This window comes from Microbacterium neimengense, from assembly GCF_054782995.1.
This window is the reverse complement of sequence record NZ_BAAGRK010000003.1, coordinates 83,274-104,626: the sequence shown is the minus strand read 5'-3', so window position 1 is coordinate 104,626 and position 21,353 is coordinate 83,274. Positions and strand designations below refer to the sequence as shown.

The following is a 21,353-nucleotide window of genomic DNA, read 5'->3' as shown; positions in this document are numbered from 1 at the left end:
ACGACATCGACGCTCGATTCCGCCGCTGGGAGCAGGATTAGGCAACGATCGGGTGGGATCGCCCTCACGTTCCGATGGGTCATGGCGGTTTCCTGGAGACATGACCAACTTTGAGGGCAACCAGCCGAGCGTCGCCGTCGTCACGGGGGCTAGTGCGGGCATCGGACGCAGCGCCGCTGTGGAGATCGCGCGGCGCGGCTCCGGCGTGATCGTGACGTATCACTCGCGACCCGAAGGAGCGACGGAGACCGTCCAACTGATCGACCGACTCGGGGGCAGAGCGCGTTCCCTTCAGCTCGATGTCGGCGACACCGCGAGCTTTCCGCGATTCCGCGACGAGGTGGGCGCGCTCCTCGAGGGCGAATGGGGAACGGACCACATCGACGCTCTCGTGAACAACGCGGGATTCGGCGGCGGACGCTCCTTCGAGCAGATGAGCGAGGATGCGTTCGATGACTACTACCGCGTGCTCCTGCGCGGGCCGTACTTCCTCACACAGTCGCTGCTTCCGCTCTTGCGTCCGGGCGGCGCTGTGCTCAGCGTCTCGAGCAGCTCTGCGCGCCCCGGCGAGACCGAGCCCGGGTACTCCGGCTATGCGGGGATGAAGGCAGCACTTGTCACCGCCTCGCGCTATCTCGCGCGCGAGTTGGGTGAGCGAGGCATCCGAGTGAATACGATCGCGCCCGGCCCGACCCGAACCCGCATCGCCGGTGACGCGTTCGAGAAGTACCCGGAGATCATCCCTGCCATCGCTGCGAAGACTGCGCTGGGACGTCTCGGTGAGCCGGATGACATCGGTCGCGTGATCGCGTTCCTCGTCTCCCCGGACGCCGAGTGGATCACGGGTCAGGACATTCAGGTGGCCGGCGGATACGCACTGTGACCGCACGGGATCGCCGATTCGGCACGGTCGTACTGACGGGAGCGACCAGTGGCATCGGGGCGGCGGTCGCTTCAGTACTGGCGACACGCTCAGACACGCTCGTCTTGCAGGGGCCGGAGCCGGCGGATGCGGTGGCTGCTCAACTGGAGGCGCTGCGCGGCCACCGCGGCGCCGCGATCCACTACGTGTCGTGCGACTTCACTCAGCTCGTTGCTGTCACCACGGCCGCCGCGACGATCGGAGCGCTGTCGACGGGCGGTATCGATCTTCTGATCAATGACGCCGCCGTGCCGGGCTCTCCTGCGCGCATCCTGACGGGCGACGGCTTCGAGCGCACGCTGCAGGTGAACGCTCTTGCTCCGGCGCTTCTGACTCGGCTTCTCGTGCCCTTTCTCGCCGCGAACGCGCGCATCGTCAATGTCGCGTCATCGGCACACCGCGTCGAGAGATTCCACTTCGACGACGTGGACCTGGAGCGGGAGTACACCCCCGTCGCCGCTTATGCGCGGGCCAAGCTCGCGATGCTCACGTGGTCGTCGCTGCTGGCGGAGGAGGAAGCGGGAACATCGACCACCGTCGTGGCGCTGTGCCCGGGCCTGAATGACACGCCACTGAGCGCCGCGATGATGGGTCGGATCGGCGGTCCGCCTGTGCGCGGGGCGACGCGGGTCATTCACGCGGCGACCGCCGCGCTCCCCTCCGGGTCCTACCTCGAGAACGATCAGCTTGTGCAACCGAGTTCGGAGGTCACTCGGCGACGCAACCGCGAGCTTCTCACGGAGCTGTATATGCGCCGCCTGCGCCCCTATGTCGGCCGCGCAGCGCGCTGACGCAGTAGGTCACGCCCAGCGCGGAGTATGGACTCTCGCCCGCGCATCCGCGATTGCGCGGGCGTCCACGGCGAACTCTGCGTGGATACCGAACTCCGGCCAGTGGAACACGATTCCGTCGACGGTCACGTCGTCGGGGACGGCTGTATACAGAAGGAGATCGCATTTGTGTTCGCCGCCCCCGCCGCTGACTGTTGTGAACGGCTCCGCCTGCGCCGTCTCGTTGAGTGCGAGCGTGGGCACCCGCCCGTCCCGCGGGGCATTGGGGCTGACGAGCAGCCTGTCTCGCAGATCGATGCCCGGAGCGCTGCATGCCATGAGTCGCGCCTCGAGTCCCTCCGGGAATGCTCGGATGCTGACCACGACGAGAAGCCTGTCGTCGTCGACGAGCACGACGTCGTCCGCTCCCGGCACACGTGCGCTGATCAGCCCGGTCGGAGGGTAGAGGCGTTGCGGCATACGAACCACCCAATCATCCGCGGCGTCGGCTGTCCTCCCCGTGGAACAGGCCCTTGTGGTCTTCGACCCATCGGCGAAACGTGCGAGACGACTTGCCGGTGATGCGTGTGTACTCGTCCGACAGGGGAGGCGTGGCGCCGACGGCCTCTCGCCAGTCCTTGATGATCTGGCGTACCCAGACCTCTGGGACGTGACGCGAGAGCATCGCCGCCGAGTCTGCTTCGGTCAGTTCGGTCACCGTCAGCGTGCGCCCAATGACATCGCCGATGGTCTCGACCTGCTGCCGCAGCGTGAGCCGTTCGGGGCCGCTGAGCGATGGCGTCCGTCCGATCAACGCGTCCGAGGTCAACGCGATCACGGCGACATCGGCGATGTCCTTCTCGTGGATGGGTGTCTGAACCGCCTCAGGGTAGGGGAGTGGAACGTCGCCGTCGTGCGTGATGCTCCAGCTCCATCGGGCGGCGTTGCTGGCGAAGCCGCCGGGCCGGAGGAACGTGTAGGCGAGTCCCGACTCCTTCACCGCCCGTTCGACACGAAGGAAGCGGGCGCCGTTGAAGTCCTCGGCGGCCGCTGGTTGGGTGACTGCGCTGGACGACAGGAGAACGACATGCCGCACACGGGCGGCGGCGAGAGTGTCCACGAGCGGCGTCGGCGCGGAGAGGTCGGCATAGAGGAAGACCCGATCGACGCCCATGAGCGCGTCCGGAAACGAGGCGGGGTCGTCCAGATCTGCTGCGAAGGTCTGCACGGATGCGGGCAGAGTCAGCTTCTCGGGCGAACGACTGGTCGCACGGACCTCCGCTCCGCGCTCAAGGAGTCCTTCGACGACCGCGCCACCCACGGCACCGCTCGCACCCACCACCAGAACCGACATCACGCACTCCTTTCGATCACGAATGGTGTTCGCGAACAGTATTCGTTACGAACGGCGTTCGTGTCAACTGCTACTCTCGACGCATGGCTTCGACAGAGGAAGTGCGATCGCGGCGCGGACGACCCGCCAAGCCTCCGCTATCGCGGCAGGCGATTCTGGATGCGGCGAAGGAACTCGTGCGGGCCGGTGGCGTGGAGGCGCTGACTCTTCGACAGGTCGCGGATCGCGTGGCGACCGGCCCCGCATCCCTGTACGCATACTTTGCCAACCGTGACGTGCTGCTCGAGCACCTTTTGGATGCGGCGTACAGCGAGGTGGCACTCGTCGAGATCGCCGGTGGTGGGTGGAAGCAGGCGCTCGCCGCCACGATCGGCAACACCATCGACGCTCTCGGTCGTTACCCGGGGCTCGGAGCGGTCGCGCTCGGGACGATTCCCACCCTTCCCGGTGCGCTACGACTCGCCGAGCACGAGTTGGCTCTGATGGATGCGGGAGGTGTGCCGGAGGATCGCGCCGCGTTGGCGGTCGACCTCATAGCCCAGTTCGCGGCATCCACCGCGGTCGAGCGTGCCGTGCGTCACGAGGATCCTCGTGGAGCGGCGCAGCGGGGGCGCGTGCGGGTGGCGTACGAAGAGGCCGATCCCGACCGGTTCCCCCGGGTCACGCGAGCCGCGGCCCTGCTCACGGGACCCGGGGAGGAGGCTCGACGCGCCTTCGCCATCGACCTGCTCGTCACCGGTATCGAGCGCTCCGACTGAGCGTAAGTACTCAGCCTGGGCAGAGCATTTACACAGCGGAAACACAGAAGCGCATCCGAGAAACACCGCCTCTCTAGGTTCCGGGGTGGACGTATCCGTCCGTCACCCGAACGCAGGAAGAGGACGCCGTGAAGGCACTCGGCTCCGCGCGCTCGCGCGCGCTCGCCACGATTCCCATCATCGCCGCTTTGCTTCTCCCCGCCGCGCCCGCGGTCGCCGCCTCCCCGACAGTGGCCGTTCCGGCCGCGGTCGGGGACGTGCTCGACCCGGACACGCTTCCCGATCCCACCGCGCGCGGGCCGTTCGCCGCCGCGACGATCCAGGAGACGAAGCTCGGCACGGTCGCGCTGCAGGAGCCCAACTCCCAGGGCAATGCGCCGACGGCCGGCTCTGTGCAAGCGGCCGAAGAGATAGAGATCCGAGGCGCCCTTTACTACCCGAGCGACCGTCGGGAGCCGTCGCCCGTGCTCGTCCTGGTTCACGGCAACCACGGCTCATGCGACGTCAACGGCTCGACCGCGACGCTCTCGTGCAACCAGTTCAAGCGCAACGAGGCGGGCTACGCGTACCTCGGTGAGAACCTGGCGACGTGGGGCTACACGGTCTTCTCCGTGTCCCAGGACCAGCTCATGATGCGCCAGGACAACACGAGCGGCAAGGGCATGCACCAGCGACGGCTCCTCATCGCCGCGACGCTCGACGCGCTCACCGCAGCCAACCAGCCCGGTGGTCTGCCCGTCGACGAGCACACCACGCTCGGCACGACCCTCGTCGGCAAGCTCGACATGACGCGCATCGGGCTCATGGGTCACTCCCGCGGTGGCGACGCCGTCACGAGCTTCATCGACTACAACCGCATCCGCACCGATGGACCGCGGTACCCGTTGCGCGGTGTCATCGCGCTCGCGCCCGTCGACTACGAGCGCAAAGCGCCCTACGGCGTGCCCTTCATGTCCGTTCTTCCCTGGTGCGACGGCGACGTCTCCAACCTCCAGGGCGCTCGATTCTTCGAGCGCAGCCAGTACGTCAACGGCGAGAACCCCTTCCCGTCGATCCAGGTCTCGCACCTGGGCGCCAACCACAACTGGTACAACTCCGTCTGGTTCGCCGACGGCCAGGACGGCAACACGAGCGGCGACGCCGCATGCGGTGACACCCGACCGTCCAGCACCAGCAATGTCGCGGCCACCAACCACCGGCTCAGCGGCGCCGCCAGCTACGACCCGTGGTCGTACCGCGTTGACAACTCCGACACCTACAACCCCCTCGTGAACACGAAGATCTCCGGTGACCCGGCGCGCATGGGTGCGCAGGAGAAGCTGGGCCTGGCGACGATGGCCGCCTTCTTCCGTCGCTACGTCGGCGGCGAGGGCGCGTTCGAGCCGTACATGACCGGTGAGCTGTCGAACACGACCACGCACAACCAGGTGCCCGCATCCGCGTGTCCGAGCATCACCGCGGGTGACACGGCGATCTCCTGCGCCGATCGTGTGTCGACGACCTACTTCGCGCCGTCCAACGAGCGCATCGACATCATTCGCCCCGAGGTGGAGAACCCGCTTACGCTCAACGCGCTGGGCGGATCGCTCAGCGGCACGGGATTCGCGAACCCCTACCTCGACAACGACGGTGTGACTCCGCGTCCTCAGCCGACGCTGGGATACGACTGGTGCAACCCGGAGCCGAACCAGTTCTCGACCAGCGTGCTCGGCATCGAGGGTCAGCCGACCGGCGCGAAGGCCTGCCCCCTGCCGGGCAAGGCGGAGATCGGCGGACAGAACGGCACTCGTGAGAACTCGCCGATCAACCAGTCCTACGGACGGCAGCTTTCGCTCGCGTGGGAGAAGGGTTCGCCTGCGACGCTGACCGCCCAGATCCCGGCGGCCTCGAAGGACGCCAGCGGCATGAAGGCGCTCGCGCTGTCGACGGACGTCAACTTCTTCGATCCGCGCAACCCCGGCTATGCGTCGCGTGAGCCCGGAGCGCCGGCGGCGGATGTGATGTGGAACCCCTCCGCATCCAGCCAGGACTTCGACATCGTGCTGACCGACACCGCGGGCAAGGCGGCTGCGGTGCGCGCCGGTGACCCGCGCTGGGGCAACGCGCTGCACATGGCGACGGGCACGAAGACGCCGTCGACCCACATCGTGCTGGAGCAGATCCGTGTGCCGCTCGCCGAGTTCACCGCGCAGGGTGTGGACGTGTCCTCGCTCGCGAAGCTCGAACTGCGATTCGGGGTCGACGGCACGCCGGAGTCGGGATCGATCCAGCTCGCTGACGTGCGGTTCCAGGAGGCGGCGACGGCCACGCCGATGATCCTTTCGGACGGCACGGCGAAGAACGCGGGCGCCGGATTTGGTGAGCCCACCTCGGGTCCGAGCCCGAAGGCGTTCCTCGAGAAGACGGACATCGCCGCTGGAGAGCTCGCGCTGCCCGACACCGTGGCCGATCCCGCGTCGAACGTGACGTGGGTCGTCGACAACGACAAGGCGCAGTGCCCGAACGCCAACTTCACGAAGATCCAGGATGCGATCGACTTCGCATCGCCCTGGGACACGATCGTGGTGTGCGAGGGGACGTACCAGGAGCGCTCGACGCCGACCATCGCGGGGCGCAACCCCGTCGCGGCGCTCGCGCCCGGCGCGACCAACGGTCTGACGATCGCCAAGCCCCTCAAGATCAAGGGCGCAGGCGCCGACAAGGTGACCATCATGCCGGATCAGAAGCTCGCAACGCTGGAGGGCTCGACGCCGTATCTGCGCGACACGGGCGGCAACGTCATCACGGTGTCGCGGCAGTCGCTGGGCTCGACCGACACCAACGAGCTGTTCGTCGACATCTCCGGCGTCACGATCACCTCGGGTTCGGTGTGGGCGGAGGCGGGCGTCGCGTTCGTCAACACGGCCGGTCGCATCAGCGACAGCGTGATCGGACCGCTGAAGACGGCCACGACCCCTGAAGAGCGCGCTGCGCACCCGCACGGATGGGGTGTCGTAAAGACGAACTTCCTGCAGGGGGCCGGGGCCGGGACGGTGGAGACCGAGCTCACGATCGCGGACAGCCGTGTGACCGGGTTCCAATCGGGCGGCATTCTGTTCGACGGCGCCCGCGGGGCCGATGGTGACGCGGCGAATCTGCTGCGGGCGGGCATCCGTCAGCACGGATACGTGACGGGCACCGTCATCGAGGGTGCGCAGAACGCCGGTCAGCCGCAGGTCGGCGTGCGCTACACGAGCGGGTTCGACGGGTTCGTCGCATCGAGCCGCATCACCGGAAACCGCTTCGATGCGGCGCCGACATCCGCCGTGGGCGTCGAGCTGCGCGACGCGGGCGCCGTCGAGGTTCGCGGGTCGGTGGTGACCGGCAACGGTGTGGGCGTAGCCAACCGGGACGCGTCGGGCACGGCGCCGCGCACCGACGCGCCGGTGACAGTGCGCGGCAGTCTCGTCGACGGTCTCTCGGCGGACGGGTCCACCGTGACGGTCCTCGACCCGAAGGCGGTTGAGCCGGCCGGTGTGCCCACCACCGTGGGTGCCGTGGAGAACGCGGCGCCGGCGGCGGCGATCGTCGACCCGGGCGCCGGACTCACGATCGAGGTCGGTGACACCATCGCTCCGCTCGTTCGGGCGAAGGATGACTTCGCGGTCATGTCCGTGGAGCTGTTCGCCAACGGGCAGTCGGTGGGTCGTACGGGCGTCTCCCCATATGCCTTCTCCTGGCAGGCGGCTAAGGCCGATAAGGGCACCAAGGTTGCCTTCACGGCCGTGGTGACCGATGCAGGGGGCGTGAAGACGACGACGGATGCCGTCGAGGTGACCGTTGCGGGCGATGCCCCGGGTGGGGAGGAGCCCGGTGGGGAGGAGCCTCCGGCTGCTACGGCGGCGCTGTCCCTGTCGGCGCAGACGGTCAAGGCGGGCGACCCGGTGACGGTGAGCGGCGCCGGCTTCGCCCCGGGCACTCAGCTGCGGCTCGAGCTGCACTCGGTGCCCGTCGTCCTCGGCAACGCGACCGCAGGGGTGGACGGATCGTTCCAGACGACGGTCACCATCCCGGCGGATGCGGCGGCGGGGGTGCACACGTTGCGTGCCTTCGCAGCCTCCTCCGAGCTCGCATCGGTCGCTCTTGAGGTGACGGTCTCATCGCCGCTCGCAGCTACAGGCGGTGCGCTGTGGACCACCGGCATCGTGCTGGGGGCGCTGCTCCTGATTGTCGGAATCGCGATGATGCTGCTGGTCGCGCGTCGGCGGATCCGCATGAGCTGAGGTCGCCCGAACGGGCGGACGGGGTGGGGTGCACAACCCCACCCCGTCCGTTGTCGAGCGTGCAGAACGGGGCGGATGCTGCGAGTCGCCTCAGTGCGGGTGTCCTTGTCGCTCGCTGCCGAGCAGTCGCTCCGTCTCGGCCCAGAGCCGTGCCTGCCACCCCGGATCGTCGCCGGGTGCCGTCGGCGTGATGGCTCTCGTTCCCCGGACCGTGTAGTAGCCGCCGGTCTTTCCGTCGAAAGCCGGGTCGGTGGCCAGTGCGGTGATGAGTGCCGCGCCGCGGCGGGGATCGCCCACGTGGAGTGCTTTCAGGAGTCTCGCCAGAGCGGGAGCGAAGGCGAGCTCGCGGCCGAGTCCGGTCACGTTGAAGCCGGGGTCGACCGCGTTCGCCGTCACCCCCGAGCCTTCGAGGCGGCGGGCCAGCTCGAGGGTGAACATGATGTCCAGGAGCTTGGTCTTGCCATAGATGGGGGAGGAGCCGCGGGCGGTGAAGGTCGCTGTGTCGGTGAGATCGTCGGGCAGGACGAGTCGGCCGTGCCGTCGAGATGCCTCGGATCCGACGTTCACGATGCGGGCCCCCGGCGTCGCACGAAGCCGCGGAAGCAGCGTCCGGGTCAGTACCCACGGGGCCAAGTAGTTCACCGCGATCATCTCGGGATACCCCTCATCCGTGACGCGCTGTTCGAATGCGTGGATGCCCGCGTTGTTGATCAGGATGTCGACGTGGTCATGACGTCCAGCGATCTCGGTGCCTGCGCGCGCGACATCGTCGGTGCGGGCAAGGTCGACGAGAATGACGTCGACGACGGCATCGGGCGCGGCCTCCATGATCATCGATCGGGTGTGCTCGGCGCGAGTGGCGCTTCTGGCGGTCATCACGACATGAGCGCCGCGCGAGGCGAGCTGGACGGCGGTGAGTTGACCGAGCCCGCTTGTCGCACCGGTGATGACGGCGACGCGGGCTCTCGAGGGTGTGGACATGGTGGGCTGCTCATTCTTCCGTGCGCATGGAGCGGATATCGTGGGGATATACCAACCGTATCTGAAATGATGGAGATATGCCCACTAGTGAGCAAGCTTGCGATGCTGACGATGACCGCGATGCCGTCGAACTGCAGTTGGGGGCGGAACTCAATGCCCTCCTGAGCGCGTCCCGCGCCTTGACGGAGCGGTCGGCAGCGGCGTTTCATCCCGACCTGCAGCCGGCCGCCTTCCATGTGGCTCGTTGGCTCTATGCCTACGGGCCCGCGAAGCCGAGTGCGGTCGCGGAGGCGGTGGCGATGGATAGAAGCTCCACGAGCTCGCTCATCGGTCGGATGAAGGCGCTCGGGTTCGTGAACAGCGCGCCGGACCCCGATGATCGCCGGGCTGTTCGCGTCTCACTCACCTCGGATGGGAGGGCTCACGTCGCTCGTGCGCTGGAAGTGCGCGGTGAGGAGTTCTTCGCGCGAACGGCGAGCTGGTCGCTCGAGGATCTCCGCACCTTCGTCTCATTGCTCCACAGCTTCAATCGCCCCGCCGGAGAATAGCCGGGAACGGGTCGGCCACCCTTCGTAATACCCCAGGGGGGTATCCTGGTCAGCGCGGACGTCGTTCGTCGAGGGAGGGCAGGATGTCACACGATCACATGGCGCACCACGCCGATGAGGCGGGCCACCAGAACCACGACCACGAACAGCACGCCGGTATGACGCAAGGCGGGCCCGCGCACGGTGGGCACGCTGGTCACGGCGACCATGTCGCTCAGTTCCGTCGGCTCTTCTGGATCATGCTCGTGGTCGCGGTGCCGGTGGTGGCCTTCTCGGGCATGTTTTCGATGCTGCTGGGCTACCCGCTCCCCGACGATGCCTGGGTCGGATGGGTCTCACCGCTGCTGGGGGCGGTGATGTACTTCTGGGGAGGATGGCCGTTCCTCACGGGCGCTGTCTCGGAGGTGCGAGCGCTTCGACCCGGGATGATGCTGCTGATCGCACTCGCCATCACGGTCGCGTTCGTCGCATCATTGGGCGCGAGCGTCGGGCTGCTCGATCACGAGCTCGACTTCTGGTGGGAGCTGGCGCTTCTGATCGTCATCATGCTGCTCGGCCACTGGATCGAGATGCGCTCGCTCGCGCAGACGACATCGGCGCTCGACTCTCTGGCGGCCCTGCTGCCCGACGAGGCCGAGATCGTCGACGGCGATGCCACGAGGACGGTCGCCCCCTCTGACCTCCGGGTCGGCGACGTGGTCGTGGTGCGCCCCGGTGGGCGCGTTCCGGCCGATGGTCGCGTCATCGCCGGGGCGGCCAGCATGGACGAGTCGATGATCACGGGCGAGTCTCGCGCGGTGCCCCGCGCCGAGGGCGCGGCGGTGGTGGCGGGAACCATCGCGACCGACTCGTCCATCCGGGTCGAAATCACCGCGGTCGGCGACGGCACGACTCTTGCCGGCATCCAGCGACTCGTCGCCGAGGCGCAGAACTCGTCGTCGCGGGCGCAGCGGATCGCCGATCGAGCCGCGGCCTGGTTGTTCTGGTTCGCCCTCGGCGCTGCGGTCATCACGGCCGTGGTGTGGACCCTGGTCGGACTGCCCGATGAGGCGGTGATACGCACGATCACCGTTCTCGTCATTGCCTGCCCGCACGCGCTCGGTCTCGCCATTCCGCTCGTCGTCTCGATCGCGACGGAGCGCGCGGCCCGTGGTGGCGTCCTGATCAAGGACCGACTCGCGCTCGAGCGGATGCGCATCGTCGACACCGTGCTCTTCGACAAGACCGGCACGCTGACGAAGGGGGAGCCCGCCGTCACCGGTGTCGAGGCCACAGATCAGCTGACGCCGGACGACGTGCTCGCCCTGGCGGCCGCCGCCGAAGCGGACTCCGAGCATCCGCTCGCCCGTGCCATCGTCGCTTCTGCTCGCGAACGTGGCGCACGCATCCCGAGCGCATCGGATGCCACATCCTCTCCGGCGGTCGGCGTGACGGCCACGGTCGACGGCAGGACGATCCGGGTGGGCGGACCGAATCTGCTCAGCGAAGAGAACGTGCGGGAGCTGCCCGTCGCCGATGTCTGGCGCGAGGAGGGAGCCATCATCCTGCACGTGCTCGCCGATGGGGAGGTCATCGGGGCGTTGCGTCTCGCTGATGCCGTGCGTGAGGAATCCCGCCAGACGATCGAGGCGCTGCATGCGCTGCGGCGCGAGGTCGTGATGATCACGGGCGACGCAGAGGCGGTGGCGACCTCCGTGGCCCGGCAGCTCGGTATCGATCGCGTCTTCGCGGGGGTGCGCCCGGAGGACAAGGCCGACAGGGTGAGAGAGCTCCAGGCAGAGGGGCGGACCGTCGCGATGGTCGGCGATGGCGTCAACGATGCGCCGGCTCTCGCGCAGGCCGACGTCGGCATCGCGATCGGTGCCGGAACCGATGTGGCGATCGCTTCGGCCGGCGTGATCCTGGCTGGCTCGGACCCGCGTTCGGTGCTGTCCGTCATCCAGCTCTCGCGCGCGACGTACCGGAAGATGACACAGAATCTCTGGTGGGCGGCGGGCTACAACCTTCTCTCGGTGCCGTTGGCGGCAGGGGTGCTGGCACCCCTGGGATTCGTCTTGCCGATGTCGGTCGGAGCCATCCTGATGTCGGCGTCGACCGTGGTGGTCGCGGTCAACGCCCAGCTTCTGCGTCGTCTGGATCTGCGGCCGGAGACGAGCACCCGCGAGGTGCTCGGCGACGTCGCCCGGGCGTAGGCGCGGTGGGATCCCCGCCGATCAGTCCTCGGCTACCCGGACAGGGGTGCCGCGGGTCAGCGCCTGCAGCTGGTCGAACGTCAGCGGCATGACCGTGTGTGGTGTGCCGCCCGCGGCCCAGATCGTCTCGTAGTCGTTCAGGCTGGTGTCGATGACGGTCCGGATCGGCGCCGGGTGCCCGACCGGCGCCACGCCGCCGATGGCCTGCCCGGTGATCGCACGCACCTGCTTCGCCGAGGCCATGACGATCGTCGCCGCTGCCAGCTGAGCAGCCAGCATGTCGGTGTCGACGCGATGGCGACCGCTGGTCATCACCAGTGTCGGTTCCTCGTCGACCAGGAACAGAAGGCTGCTCGCGATCGCTCCGACCTCGCATCCGAGTGCGGAGGCCGCGTCGGCGGCCGTGCGGGTGGAGTCGGGCAGTTCGCGCACCTGCGAGACGATCCCCGCCTCGGTCAGGTGCTGCTGGACGATCCGGCTCCGTTCGGGCAGGTGCTGGTCATCGGCCATGGGGGAGGGGTCCTTCCTCGGATGCGGTGTGCGGTGGATAGTGCATGAGCAGGATGACGTCCGCCGCGTCGTCGAGCGCCTGGAAATGATGCGGCGCATCTCCCGGATAGCGAACGCTCTCGCCTGCGTGCAGCTCCTGTGCGGTGTCTGTCGGTCCGACGAGGATGCGGCCCCGGATGACAGTGACCGTCTCTTCGATGCCGTGAGCGTGTGCGTGGGACTCCTGCAGATCGGTCGTGAGAGTCGCGCGGTAGGCCTCGACCAGGGTCGAGGCCACCGTCCATTTGTCGAGCAGGGTGGCGGAGACCGAGGCGCCGCTGACCGGCTGGGCGTCCGCACCGCTGCCGGCAAGGAGGGCGCCCAGCGGTGCGTCGAGTGCGGTTGTCAGTGCGAACAGGGTGTCCAGGCGTGCCCCTCGGCGATCGTTCTCCAGCTCGGAGATCGTGCCCTTGCCGACCCCGCTCACGCGAGCCAACTCGGAGAGCGACACGCCGCGCGCCTCGCGCAGTCGGCGCAGTCGTACGCCGACGGAATCATCCATGTCGCACCACCGTTCTGAAAACAGAACGATACGAGTGTGGGCGTGTATGCGCAAGTTCAAGGCTCGGGCCTAGCCGCGGGACGAGAGTCTCGCGGCCATCCCTGCCGCGAGACTGCACTTCAGCTACGAGATCACGGGTAATCACCGTGATCTCGTGCCGTAGATGCAGTCTCGCGATGGAGACGGGCTCAGGTGAGGTTGTCGCGGCGCCAGAGCGAGGCGGATGCGGTGAGGTCCTCCGCGTAGGTGGTGAGACGCAGTGCCCGCGTGGTGAACGAGGACGCCCGCTCCGGCTCACTCGTCTCGTAATCATCGGCGAGTTGCACGGCGCCCGCGGCCGTCACGCGGCAGAACGCTGCGGCGCGCTCGAGTGCGACGGCGAAGTCGCCCTCGAAGAGTCCACGCAGGATCATGTCGATCAGCGCCACCAACTCCTCGGGCCCCGCCGGCGCCGGCGCGCCCGCGACGAGGTCGTCGATCGAGGAGAGTGCGGATCGGCCGCGTTCGTACAGGAGCGCCGCGGTGCGCGGGTCGTCGTGGATCATCGCCTGCAGCAGGTAGAGACGCCACAACGCGCCCGGGAGAGAGCGCGCAGGTGCGCGCGACCAGAGCTCGGCGACATCGTCGATGCCGTGCTCCGTCGCGAAGGATACGAGGCGGTCGACGACCGCCGCATCCGGATCCGCACGCACGCGCGCCAGGAGAGCCGCGGCGGTCGAGTGCGCGATGCGCGAGACTTCGGCGGGATCGTCGCCCGAGAACAGGCGGTCGAACAGTTCGGCGGGGCGCCGAATGGGCTTGTGGAAGGGCCGCTGCTCGTCAGTCATCCCCACAAGGGTACCCGCGCTCCGCGCACGACCGACGGGCAGCGAACGCGGCGAACGCAGGCTCTTTGAAACAGTAGGCTGGAGGTCACGGGCCTCTAGCTCAGTCGGTAGAGCATCGGACTTTTAATCCGCGGGTCGTGGGTTCGAGCCCCACGGGGCCCACCGTGCTGCGCGTGCGAGAAGTGTCGCCCGACGCGGCGCTCGCTGAATGCGACGGCCGTGTGAGCGTCATCGCGAGAGAGCCCCGCCTGGGGGGAACTCGAGATCCCGTTCATTCTCATAAGCGAGTGAAATCGCGCGGTGCTCGTCGTCACCATCGTCTTCGCTCTTCGTGCCAAGAAGATGCGAAGGAGCTGAAGCGACATCTTCGTCGACCTCACGGGGGAGACGTCGATTCGCCGCACTCTTGTGCTTCTGCGATGTCACAAGTTGTGATAGACAGATGGCACAAGAGAGATTGGATGCGTGATGCCGACCAGCGCGAACATGTTTGACCCGACGCAGTTGATTGGCGCCGCTCTCTCGCAACCCCTGGTCTCCTTCGTCTTGGCGCTGGTGCTCGCGGGAGGCCTCGCCCTCTTCGCAGGGGACCGCGTTCGTGGAGAGGGCCGGCTGCCGGCAGTCGAGCCCCGATCGGTTCGCGCACGATACGTGTCCGAGCAACGTGCAGTCGCGATCGTCGCGGTCATGATGATCGTGTTGTTCTTCGCCGACTACGTGCTCCGCGGCTACATCGTCACCGGCGCCGATCGGCTTCACTGGTGGCGATTCGCCACCCCGATCGCATGCGCCGCCATCGGCATCGGCGTCGTTCTTGCCCTCATCGTGATCCGGGGGACGACCCCGGCGGAGGCTGCCGTCGTCTCCGTTGAGCGCCGCAGCTGGGGGAGCTTCAGTTCCCGGCTCGCGCTCATCGGCCTGGGAGCCATCGGCCTCACCCTCACCGCGACGACCGTCTCCGCCGGTATCGCCTCGTCGCCCGACGGGCAGGGGCAGTACACCTGGCTGGTCATTCCGGTTCCCAACGAGGGCGCGATCGACCCGATCCGTCTGCCGTTCTACGGATGGACCTACGGGGTCCCTGTGCTCGTCAGCTTGGGTGCCCTCCTCACCGTTGCCTGGTTCGCGCTCGATCGCAACGCGGCACGTCCCTATCTGCGCGCGGAAACCGTCGTCGCCGAACGGTCTGCGCGCCGCGAGACCGCGCGCAACGTCACGCGCGTGACGGCGGCGGCGATGCTCCTCACGCTCGCGGGCGCCTGGCGATTCATCGCGAGGGCAGGATCCGGCTCTCAACTCACCGTGATGGGCCAGAACGGCGACAACCCCTACGATGCCACCTGGCGATACGCCGAACTCGCGGTCGCCGCAGGCTGGGGTGCCCCGCTCCTGGAGATCGCAGGCTTCACGCTACTGCTCCTGGTCGCAGGCGCCGGCCTGCGCCGCCGGCGGGTGATCCGCGACCTACGCGAAGCTGCCGTACTGCCCGCGACGGCGGAGGCAACACGATGACCGCCCGTTCGGCAGTCGCGGCGACGGACGAGAACAGCTCGGCGATCGAGATCTACCGGCAGCTTCGCGGACTCATCGTCTCCGGCCAGTTGGGCGCGAACGAGCGGCTTCCCACCGTTCGTCAAACCGCTGCAGACCTGAAGGTCGCGCAAGGAACCGCAGCGAAGGCCTACAAGATGCTCGAGCAGGACGGGCTTGTCGTCAGCCGGACCGCCGCCGGGACCCGCGTGGCAGACTCCGCCGCGGTGCTGCCGCGATCGGTGATCAAGAAGCTCCGCGAGCTCGTCGACGAAGCCGCCGCGACGAACACGGATCCCCACGACGTCATCGACGTACTCCGGGTGATCGTGCAAGCGCGTTCCGGGGTAGCAGAGCGCCACCGCGAGCCCGCGAATCTGGGCCAGAACGGATGACCCGGTGAACGATCCCCCCGCGATCGCGCTCCCTCCCAGCACGCGGGTCGCTATCGCTCTCCCGGCATCAACTCAGGCCCTGGCGCCCAACGCGTGAAGAACACCAAAGCTAGCTGCGGTGCGGGACGACCCAGGTACGGAACTCGTCCCAGGCGAGACTGCGACCGCCGGAGTGGTAACGGAAGAAGAACGTGTACTGCCCGGCGTCGTCCGCTTTGCCGTCGTCGCTGATCCGTCGCTGTAGTCCCGCCCACCACAACGACTGCACGGCCGCTCGGCGCGGCCACGACAGCCCGTCGATCTCGATCAGGGCGAGCAGCCGTCCCGCACTGTCTTCCAATGTCCAGGCGACGCGGCCCGCGACAGACGCGAGGTAGAACTCGTCGACGGCACGGACGATCACTTCGCCGAGGGTTGCATCGTCCGGCACTTCCCAGCTCTCGGCGTGACTCTGGACATCGTCTCCCATCGCGACGGAGTCGCGGTCGACGTTGATCGTCAGCACGGGACCAGGCTAGCGAACCCGTCGGCTCGCTGATCTGGCAGAAGCGCACCTGAGAAAATAAGTGCCAGGCCGCAGAAACGCCTCTCGGCGCAAGGCCGCTCGCAGCGGCAGAAGTTGGAGCCCGGGGTTACTGCGGCCCGGCTGTTCCAGTGTAACGGAGCCTCGCCGCGAGGTATTCCGCCCGCGTAGGCTCGGGGAATGGCCTGGCGTTTCGCACTTCTGCTCGCACCCGCCGCATCCGACGACGCGCGCACCGACTTCTCCCGCACCTTCACGCCGATCGACCCGGCGGCGCCTGCGCTCAGCGTGGGTGAGCTCAGCACGCAGCGCGGTGACGGCATCTTCGAGTCGATCGGCGTCGTCGACGGGCACGCCCAGGAGGTGTCCGCGCACCTCGAGCGTCTCGCGCATTCGGCGCGGCTCTGCGATCTTCCCGTGCCCCACCTCGCACAGTGGGAGCAGGCGGTTGCCGCGGCCGCATCCCAATGCCCGGCGGGGGAGTGCGTCATCAAGCTCATTCTGAGCCGCGGCGTCGAGCACGGTCCGACGCCCACCGCCTGGGTGACGGTCGCCGAGGCGCCCGACAACACGCGTGCGCGCCGCGACGGCATCCGCGTCGTCCTGCTCGATCGTGGGTACGACAGCGGCGCACCCGAGCGTGCGCCGTGGCTCCTGCTGGGGGCGAAGACGCTGTCTTACGCGACCAACATGGCGGCGATCCGCGAGGCCCACCGTCGCGATGCGGATGACGCCGTCTTCGTCACGAGCGACGGCGTGCTGCTCGAAGGCCCCACTTCCTCCCTCGTACTGCGCCAGGGCGACCGATTTGTGACGCCGGCGCCGGGCGCCGGCATCCTGCACGGCACGACGCAGCTCAGCCTCTTCGCGCACCTCGCCGAGCGCGGATTCGAGGTCGACTACGCCACGCTCGGCGTCGACGCGCTGCGCGAAGCGGATGCGGCCTGGCTCGTCTCCAGCGTGCGCCTCGCCGCTGGCATCACCTCCGTCGACGGTGCGCCGCTGGCGTATGACGCGGCCTTCACCGCCGAGCTCAACGCGTACTTGCTCTCGCCGCGCGACTGACCCGCATCCATCGGCTCGGCGCACCTGCCACGCAACTCGGGCAGGAGAACGGGGCCTCACGCGAAGGGGCGGTCACGCCGAAGCGCGACCGCCCCTCACGGGTGCCGTCGGATCAACCGAAGCGGCCGGAGACGTAGTCCTCGGTGGCCTGCACGCTCGGCGTCGTGAAGATCGTCGAGGTGTCGTCGTACTCGATGAGCTTTCCGGGCTTGCCGGTGCCGGCGATGTTGAAGAACGCGGTCTTGTCGCTCACGCGCGATGCCTGCTGCATGTTGTGCGTCACGATCACGATCGTGTACTCGCTCTTGAGCTCGTCGATCAGCTCCTCGATCGCATAGGTCGAGATCGGGTCGAGGGCCGAGCACGGCTCGTCCATCAGCAGCACGTCGGGGGAGACGGCGATCGCGCGGGCGATGCACAGACGCTGCTGCTGACCGCCCGAGAGACCGGAGCCCGGCTTGTCGAGGCGGTCCTTGACCTCGTTCCAGAGGTTCGCGCCCTGCAGGGAGCGCTCGACGAGGGCATCCGCGTCGGACTTCGAGATGCGCTTGTTGTTCAGCTTGACGCCGGCCAGCACGTTTTCGCGGATCGACATCGTCGGGAACGGGTTCGGGCGCTGGAAGACCATGCCGATCTGGCGGCGCACCAGCACCGGGTCCACGCCCTGGCCGTAGAGGTTTTCGCCGTCCAGCAGCACCTCGCCCTCGACGCGCGCGCCGGGGATGACCTCGTGCATGCGGTTGAGAGTGCGAAGGAACGTGGACTTGCCGCATCCCGACGGACCGATGAAAGCCGTGACGCTGCGCGGCTGGATGTGGAGGCCGACGCCCTCGACGGCGAGGAAGTCGCCGTAGTAGACGTTGAGGTCGTTGACTTCGATGCTCTTTGACACGAAGGGGTTCTTTCTCTCGGGCGATCAGTGGCCGGTCTTCGGCGCGAAGACCTTCGCGACGATCCGGGCGACGAGGTTGAGGAGCATGACGATGACGATCAGGGTGAGAGCGGCTGCCCAGGCCCGATCCCAGTACGCCTCGGGCGGGATGCCCTGGTTCGCGTACTGCGTGTAGACGAAGACCGGCAGCGTCTGCATGCGGCCGTCGAAGAGGTTGTAGTTGAGCGAGTCGGTGAAGCCGGCCGTGATCAGCAGCGGCGCGGTCTCACCGATGACGCGCGAGATCGAGAGCATGACGCCCGTCGTGATACCCGCGATCGCGGTCGGCAGCACGACCTTCACGATCGTGAGCCACTTCGGCACACCCAGCGCGTACGAGGCCTCGCGCAGCTCGTTCGGCACGAGCCGCAGCATCTCCTCGCTCGAGCGCACGACGACCGGGATCATGAGCACCGCGAGCGCGACCGCGCCCATGATGCCCATCCGGATGCCGGGCCCGAAGAACAGCGCGAAGAGGGCGTACGCGAACAGACCCGCGACGATCGAGGGGATGCCGGTCATGACGTCGACGAGGAAGGTGATCGCCTGGGCGAGGCGTCCGCGACCGTACTCGACGAGGTAGATGGAGGTGAGTAGTCCGATCGGGATGGAGATGATCGCCGCGGCGAGCGTGATCAGCACCGTTCCCCAGACGGCGTGCACGACGCCACCGCCCTCACCGACGACGTTGCGCATCGAGGAGGAGAAGAACGTCGCATCGAAGCGGGCCACACCGTTGGCGATGACGGTGAACGCGACCGAGACGAGCGGCACCATTGCGATGAGGAACGCGCTCGTGACGACGCCGGTGACGAGGCGGTCGACGGCCTTGCGACTGCCTTCGACGATCGTGGAGATGACCGTGATGAGGGCGAGGTAGATCAGCGCCGCCGAGACGAGCCAGCCTGCGACGTTGATGCCGTCGCCCGTCGCGGTGCCGAGGATGGCGAAGACGGCGAACATCGCGGCAAGCGATGCGCCCAGCAGCACCCAGGGGAACCAGCCGGCGAGGCGTCCGGCGCGCAGCTGTGCGCCGGAGGTCATGCGCGCGGGTGCAGCGGATTCGGTGATCGTCATGTCAGTTCGCCCCCGAGAATTCCTTGCGGCGGCTGACGATCCAGCGCGCGATGGCGTTGACCACGAAGGTCACGATGAAGAGGATGAGGCCGGTCGCGATCAGCACGTTGATGTTCGTGCCGTAGGCCTCGGGGAAGGTCAGCGCGATGTTCGCGGCGATCGTCGAGGGGTTCTGAGAGGTGAACAGCTGCCAGGTCACCGCGCCGGTGGTCGAGAGCACCATGGCGACGGCCATGGTCTCACCGAGAGCGCGGCCGAGGCCCAGCATGGCGCCCGAGACGATCCCGGACCGGCCGAAGGGCAGCACGGCCATGCGGATCATCTCCCAGCGGGTCGCGCCGAGGGCGAGAGCGGCTTCTTCGTGCAGCTTCGGCGTCTGCAGGAACACCTCGCGGCAGATGGCGGTGATGATCGGGACCACCATGACGGCGAGCACGATGCCTGCGGTGAAGATCGTGCGGCCGGTGGCCGACACATCGCCGGAGAAGAGCGGGAACCACCCGGCGTTGTCGTTGAGCCAGGAGTAGACCGGCTGCACGGCGGGGGCGAGCACGAGGATGCCCCAGAGGCCGAAGACGACGGAAGGCACCGCGGCCAGCAGGTCGACGATGTAGCCGAGGCCCTGCGCGAGTCGGCGCGGTGCGTAGTGGGTGATGAAGAGGGCGACGCCCAGTGACAGCGGAACCGCCATCAGCAGGGCGAGGAAGGCGGCCCAGACCGTGCCGAACAGCAACGGCGCGACATAGGCCCAGAAGTTGGAGGAGAGGAGGGATGCCTGGGAGGCGTCTGCTCCGAGAGCGGGGATCGACTGGATGATGAGGAAGATCGCCACGGCGGCGAGCGTCACCAGGATCATGCTGCCGGCGGCCAGAGCGGAGCCGGAGAACCAGATGTCTCCGGGGCGCCGTTTGGCAGCGGGGCGGGTGGGTCCCGCGGCGGTGGCTGTCATCTATCGCTTTCTCGTCGTGTTCGGGTCAGGACGGGCCAGAGCGGCCCCGGGGATGAACCCGGGGCCGCTCTGTGCGTGTCAGGAGATGGCGTCGATGGCCTTCTGAGCGCGCTCGCGCAGCGTGTCGGAGATGGGGGCGCTGCCGGCGTTCTTGGCAGCGGCCTCCTGGCCCTCCTCGCTGATCGCCGTCGTGAAGAAGCCCTGGACGAGCTTCGCCGCAGCGGCGTCGGTGTACTTCTCGCAACCGATCAGGTAGCTGATGAGCACGACGGGGTAGGCGCCGGCCTCGGTCGTGGTGCGGTCGATCGTGATGGCGAGGTCGTTGTCGCCGCGGCCGTCCTCGAACGGCGACGCGTCGACGGCCGTGGCCGCACCCTCGGCGGAGTGCGCGACGAAGTCATCGCCCACCTTGACGGCGACCGACGAGATGCCCGCGGCCTGCGACGAGTCGGCGTAGCCGATCGTGCCGTTGCCGCCCTTGACGGCGTTCACGACGCCCGAGGTGCCCTGGGCAGCTTCGCCGCCCGAGATCGGCCACTCCTCGACGGAGCCGTAGGTCCAGCCGGCGGCGTCGGTCTTGGAGAGGTAGTCGGTGAAGTTGCCCGTGGTGCCGGACTTGTCCGAGCGGTGGACGGGCGTGATCGCCAGGTCGGGCAGCTTCGCGTCCTTGTTGGTCGCCGCGATGGCCGGGTCATTCCAGTTGGTGATCGTGCCGGCGAAGATGCCCGCGATCGTGGCGGGGTCGAGGTTGAGCTCCTTGACGCCCTCGACGTTGAAGATGATCGCGATCGGCGACACGTAGGCCGGGATCTCGACGAGGCCGGAGTCAGGCGCGCAGGTGCTGAACGGGCCGGCGGTGATCTCGTCCTTTTTGAACGCGCGATCGGAGCCGGCGAACTGCACGGCGCCCGACTGGAACGACTCGCGGCCGGTGCCCGAACCCTGCGGGTCGTAGTTGACGGTGAGGTCGGCGTTGGCCGTCTGCAGCAGCTGCGTCCAGGACTGGATGGCGACCTGCTGCGACGTGGCGCCGGAGCCGTTCAGGGTGCCGGAGAGACCGGTGGGCAGCGACGACTCGGCGCCGGCGGAGGTCTCGGTGCCTGCGGGCGCTTCGTTCGCGGCGCAGCCGGCCAGCGCGAGTGCCGCGATGGCGGCGATGGCGCCCACCTGGGCGATGCGGGTGATCTTCACTGTGAAATCCTTCACGTGTCAGGGTTA

20 protein-coding genes and 1 tRNA gene are annotated in these 21,353 nt (G+C 68.0%); 10 read left to right on the top strand and 11 right to left on the bottom strand.

Going from position 1 to position 21,353, the window contains the following annotated elements; all coding sequences use genetic code 11:
* Nucleotides 1-100 precede the first annotated feature (100 nt).
* Together ACYVJS_RS03120 and ACYVJS_RS03115 are read left to right on the top strand one after the other, a co-directional pair.
* Nucleotides 101-883, top strand: coding sequence for an SDR family NAD(P)-dependent oxidoreductase (locus ACYVJS_RS03120; protein WP_460737685.1), 783 nt, complete (start codon nucleotides 101-103; stop codon nucleotides 881-883).
* The gene (locus ACYVJS_RS03115; RefSeq protein WP_460737683.1) at nucleotides 880-1,713 is read left to right on the top strand and encodes an SDR family NAD(P)-dependent oxidoreductase; all 834 of its coding nucleotides are present in this window, start codon (nucleotides 880-882) and stop codon (nucleotides 1,711-1,713) included. The genes ACYVJS_RS03120 and ACYVJS_RS03115 overlap by 4 nt, the downstream gene beginning before the upstream one ends.
* Nucleotides 1,714-1,722: 9 nt before the next feature.
* Here the strand turns inward: ACYVJS_RS03115 and ACYVJS_RS03110 are convergent, their stop codons facing one another.
* Entirely contained in the window at nucleotides 1,723-2,172 is a 450-nt protein-coding gene (locus ACYVJS_RS03110; RefSeq protein ID WP_460737681.1) for a hypothetical protein, read from the bottom strand.
* Nucleotides 2,173-2,185: 13 nt separating this feature from the next.
* Nucleotides 2,186-3,046, bottom strand: a complete 861-nt coding sequence (locus tag ACYVJS_RS03105) for an SDR family oxidoreductase (RefSeq protein WP_460737679.1) — start codon at nucleotides 3,044-3,046, stop codon at nucleotides 2,186-2,188.
* An 83-nt stretch (nucleotides 3,047-3,129) separates the two neighbouring features.
* Between ACYVJS_RS03105 and ACYVJS_RS03100 the strand changes: the two genes are divergently transcribed.
* Together ACYVJS_RS03100 and ACYVJS_RS03095 are read left to right on the top strand one after the other, a co-directional pair.
* Nucleotides 3,130-3,804 carry a TetR family transcriptional regulator gene (locus ACYVJS_RS03100; RefSeq protein WP_460737677.1) on the top strand — a complete coding sequence of 225 codons (675 nt, stop codon included), beginning with the start codon at nucleotides 3,130-3,132 and terminating at the stop codon, nucleotides 3,802-3,804.
* A gap of 128 nt (nucleotides 3,805-3,932) precedes the next feature.
* Entirely contained in the window at nucleotides 3,933-8,066 is a 4,134-nt protein-coding gene (locus ACYVJS_RS03095) for an Ig-like domain-containing protein (protein WP_460737675.1), read from the top strand.
* Nucleotides 8,067-8,156: 90 nt separating this feature from the next.
* Here the strand turns inward: ACYVJS_RS03095 and ACYVJS_RS03090 are convergent, their stop codons facing one another.
* Nucleotides 8,157-9,047, bottom strand: a complete 891-nt coding sequence (locus tag ACYVJS_RS03090; RefSeq protein WP_460737673.1) for an SDR family NAD(P)-dependent oxidoreductase — start codon at nucleotides 9,045-9,047, stop codon at nucleotides 8,157-8,159.
* A 77-nt stretch (nucleotides 9,048-9,124) separates the two neighbouring features.
* On the opposite strand from ACYVJS_RS03090, the gene ACYVJS_RS03085 reads away from it, so the two are divergent.
* Both ACYVJS_RS03085 and ACYVJS_RS03080 read left to right on the top strand, forming a co-directional pair.
* Nucleotides 9,125-9,595 (top strand): MarR family winged helix-turn-helix transcriptional regulator, encoded by a 471-nt coding sequence (locus ACYVJS_RS03085; protein ID WP_460737671.1) that lies wholly within the window; start codon nucleotides 9,125-9,127, stop codon nucleotides 9,593-9,595.
* Between the two features lie 83 nt (nucleotides 9,596-9,678).
* Nucleotides 9,679-11,787: a heavy metal translocating P-type ATPase gene (locus ACYVJS_RS03080; RefSeq protein ID WP_460737669.1), complete on the top strand. Its 2,109-nt coding sequence runs from the start codon at nucleotides 9,679-9,681 to the stop codon at nucleotides 11,785-11,787.
* Nucleotides 11,788-11,808: 21 nt separating this feature from the next.
* On the opposite strand, the gene ACYVJS_RS03075 is transcribed toward ACYVJS_RS03080, so the two are convergent.
* The 3 genes from ACYVJS_RS03075 to ACYVJS_RS03065 all read right to left on the bottom strand — a co-directional run bounded on the left by ACYVJS_RS03075 (nucleotide 11,809) and on the right by ACYVJS_RS03065 (nucleotide 13,665).
* The gene (locus ACYVJS_RS03075; RefSeq protein ID WP_460737667.1) at nucleotides 11,809-12,297 is read right to left on the bottom strand and encodes a YbaK/EbsC family protein; all 489 of its coding nucleotides are present in this window, start codon (nucleotides 12,295-12,297) and stop codon (nucleotides 11,809-11,811) included.
* Complete coding sequence (locus tag ACYVJS_RS03070) at nucleotides 12,287-12,838, bottom strand: helix-turn-helix domain-containing protein (RefSeq protein ID WP_460737665.1); 552 nt, start codon at nucleotides 12,836-12,838, stop codon at nucleotides 12,287-12,289. Before ACYVJS_RS03070 ends, ACYVJS_RS03075 begins: the two co-directional genes overlap by 11 nt.
* Nucleotides 12,839-13,026: 188 nt before the next feature.
* A complete protein-coding gene (locus tag ACYVJS_RS03065) occupies nucleotides 13,027-13,665 on the bottom strand; it encodes a DNA-directed RNA polymerase subunit beta (protein ID WP_460737663.1) in 639 nt (212 codons plus the stop codon).
* 89 nt (nucleotides 13,666-13,754) lie between these two features.
* Here ACYVJS_RS03065 and ACYVJS_RS03060 point away from each other — a divergent pair.
* From ACYVJS_RS03060 to ACYVJS_RS03050, 3 genes are all read left to right on the top strand, one after another.
* Nucleotides 13,755-13,827: transfer RNA gene (locus ACYVJS_RS03060), tRNA-Lys, on the top strand.
* Nucleotides 13,828-14,316: 489 nt separating this feature from the next.
* Complete coding sequence (locus tag ACYVJS_RS03055) at nucleotides 14,317-15,177, top strand: hypothetical protein (RefSeq protein ID WP_460737661.1); 861 nt, start codon at nucleotides 14,317-14,319, stop codon at nucleotides 15,175-15,177.
* Nucleotides 15,174-15,590 carry a GntR family transcriptional regulator gene (locus ACYVJS_RS03050; protein ID WP_460737659.1) on the top strand — a complete coding sequence of 139 codons (417 nt, stop codon included), beginning with the start codon at nucleotides 15,174-15,176 and terminating at the stop codon, nucleotides 15,588-15,590. The genes ACYVJS_RS03055 and ACYVJS_RS03050 overlap by 4 nt, the downstream gene beginning before the upstream one ends.
* A gap of 109 nt (nucleotides 15,591-15,699) precedes the next feature.
* Here ACYVJS_RS03050 and ACYVJS_RS03045 read toward each other — a convergent pair whose 3' ends face one another.
* Nucleotides 15,700-16,095: a hypothetical protein gene (locus ACYVJS_RS03045; protein ID WP_460737657.1), complete on the bottom strand. Its 396-nt coding sequence runs from the start codon at nucleotides 16,093-16,095 to the stop codon at nucleotides 15,700-15,702.
* Nucleotides 16,096-16,293: 198 nt separating this feature from the next.
* Here ACYVJS_RS03045 and ACYVJS_RS03040 point away from each other — a divergent pair, with 198 nt between their 5' ends.
* Nucleotides 16,294-17,178, top strand: a complete 885-nt coding sequence (locus ACYVJS_RS03040) for an aminodeoxychorismate lyase (protein ID WP_460737655.1) — start codon at nucleotides 16,294-16,296, stop codon at nucleotides 17,176-17,178.
* 112 nt (nucleotides 17,179-17,290) lie between these two features.
* On the opposite strand, the gene pstB is transcribed toward ACYVJS_RS03040, so the two are convergent.
* From pstB to pstS, 4 genes are all read right to left on the bottom strand, one after another.
* Nucleotides 17,291-18,070 carry a phosphate ABC transporter ATP-binding protein PstB gene (gene pstB / locus ACYVJS_RS03035; protein ID WP_460737653.1) on the bottom strand — a complete coding sequence of 260 codons (780 nt, stop codon included), beginning with the start codon at nucleotides 18,068-18,070 and terminating at the stop codon, nucleotides 17,291-17,293.
* Between the two features lie 24 nt (nucleotides 18,071-18,094).
* Nucleotides 18,095-19,186 carry a phosphate ABC transporter permease PstA gene (pstA, locus tag ACYVJS_RS03030; RefSeq protein ID WP_460737651.1) on the bottom strand — a complete coding sequence of 364 codons (1,092 nt, stop codon included), beginning with the start codon at nucleotides 19,184-19,186 and terminating at the stop codon, nucleotides 18,095-18,097.
* A 1-nt stretch (nucleotide 19,187) separates the two neighbouring features.
* Nucleotides 19,188-20,135 carry a phosphate ABC transporter permease subunit PstC gene (gene pstC, locus ACYVJS_RS03025; protein WP_460737649.1) on the bottom strand — a complete coding sequence of 316 codons (948 nt, stop codon included), beginning with the start codon at nucleotides 20,133-20,135 and terminating at the stop codon, nucleotides 19,188-19,190.
* A 78-nt stretch (nucleotides 20,136-20,213) separates the two neighbouring features.
* The gene (gene pstS / locus ACYVJS_RS03020) at nucleotides 20,214-21,326 is read right to left on the bottom strand and encodes a phosphate ABC transporter substrate-binding protein PstS (RefSeq protein ID WP_460737647.1); all 1,113 of its coding nucleotides are present in this window, start codon (nucleotides 21,324-21,326) and stop codon (nucleotides 20,214-20,216) included.
* Nucleotides 21,327-21,353: the final 27 nt, after the last annotated feature.

What these genes read in the sequence shown, in the direction of transcription:
- ACYVJS_RS03065 (WP_460737663.1), bottom strand. Translation starts at nt 13,665, where the DNA reads ATGACTGACGAGCAGCGGCCCTTCCACAAGCCCATTCGGCGCCCCGCC.
- pstA (WP_460737651.1), bottom strand. Translation starts at nt 19,186, where the DNA reads ATGACGATCACCGAATCCGCTGCACCCGCGCGCATGACCTCCGGCGCA.
- ACYVJS_RS03100 (WP_460737677.1), top strand. Translation starts at nt 3,130, where the DNA reads ATGGCTTCGACAGAGGAAGTGCGATCGCGGCGCGGACGACCCGCCAAG.
- ACYVJS_RS03075 (WP_460737667.1), bottom strand. Translation starts at nt 12,297, where the DNA reads ATGGCCGATGACCAGCACCTGCCCGAACGGAGCCGGATCGTCCAGCAG.
- ACYVJS_RS03080 (WP_460737669.1), top strand. Translation starts at nt 9,679, where the DNA reads ATGTCACACGATCACATGGCGCACCACGCCGATGAGGCGGGCCACCAG.
- ACYVJS_RS03090 (WP_460737673.1), bottom strand. Translation starts at nt 9,047, where the DNA reads ATGTCCACACCCTCGAGAGCCCGCGTCGCCGTCATCACCGGTGCGACA.
- ACYVJS_RS03050 (WP_460737659.1), top strand. Translation starts at nt 15,174, where the DNA reads ATGACCGCCCGTTCGGCAGTCGCGGCGACGGACGAGAACAGCTCGGCG.
- ACYVJS_RS03110 (WP_460737681.1), bottom strand. Translation starts at nt 2,172, where the DNA reads ATGCCGCAACGCCTCTACCCTCCGACCGGGCTGATCAGCGCACGTGTG.
- ACYVJS_RS03120 (WP_460737685.1), top strand. Translation starts at nt 101, where the DNA reads ATGACCAACTTTGAGGGCAACCAGCCGAGCGTCGCCGTCGTCACGGGG.
- ACYVJS_RS03040 (WP_460737655.1), top strand. Translation starts at nt 16,294, where the DNA reads ATGGCCTGGCGTTTCGCACTTCTGCTCGCACCCGCCGCATCCGACGAC.
- ACYVJS_RS03070 (WP_460737665.1), bottom strand. Translation starts at nt 12,838, where the DNA reads ATGGATGATTCCGTCGGCGTACGACTGCGCCGACTGCGCGAGGCGCGC.
- ACYVJS_RS03085 (WP_460737671.1), top strand. Translation starts at nt 9,125, where the DNA reads ATGCCCACTAGTGAGCAAGCTTGCGATGCTGACGATGACCGCGATGCC.
- ACYVJS_RS03105 (WP_460737679.1), bottom strand. Translation starts at nt 3,046, where the DNA reads ATGTCGGTTCTGGTGGTGGGTGCGAGCGGTGCCGTGGGTGGCGCGGTC.
- pstC (WP_460737649.1), bottom strand. Translation starts at nt 20,135, where the DNA reads ATGACAGCCACCGCCGCGGGACCCACCCGCCCCGCTGCCAAACGGCGC.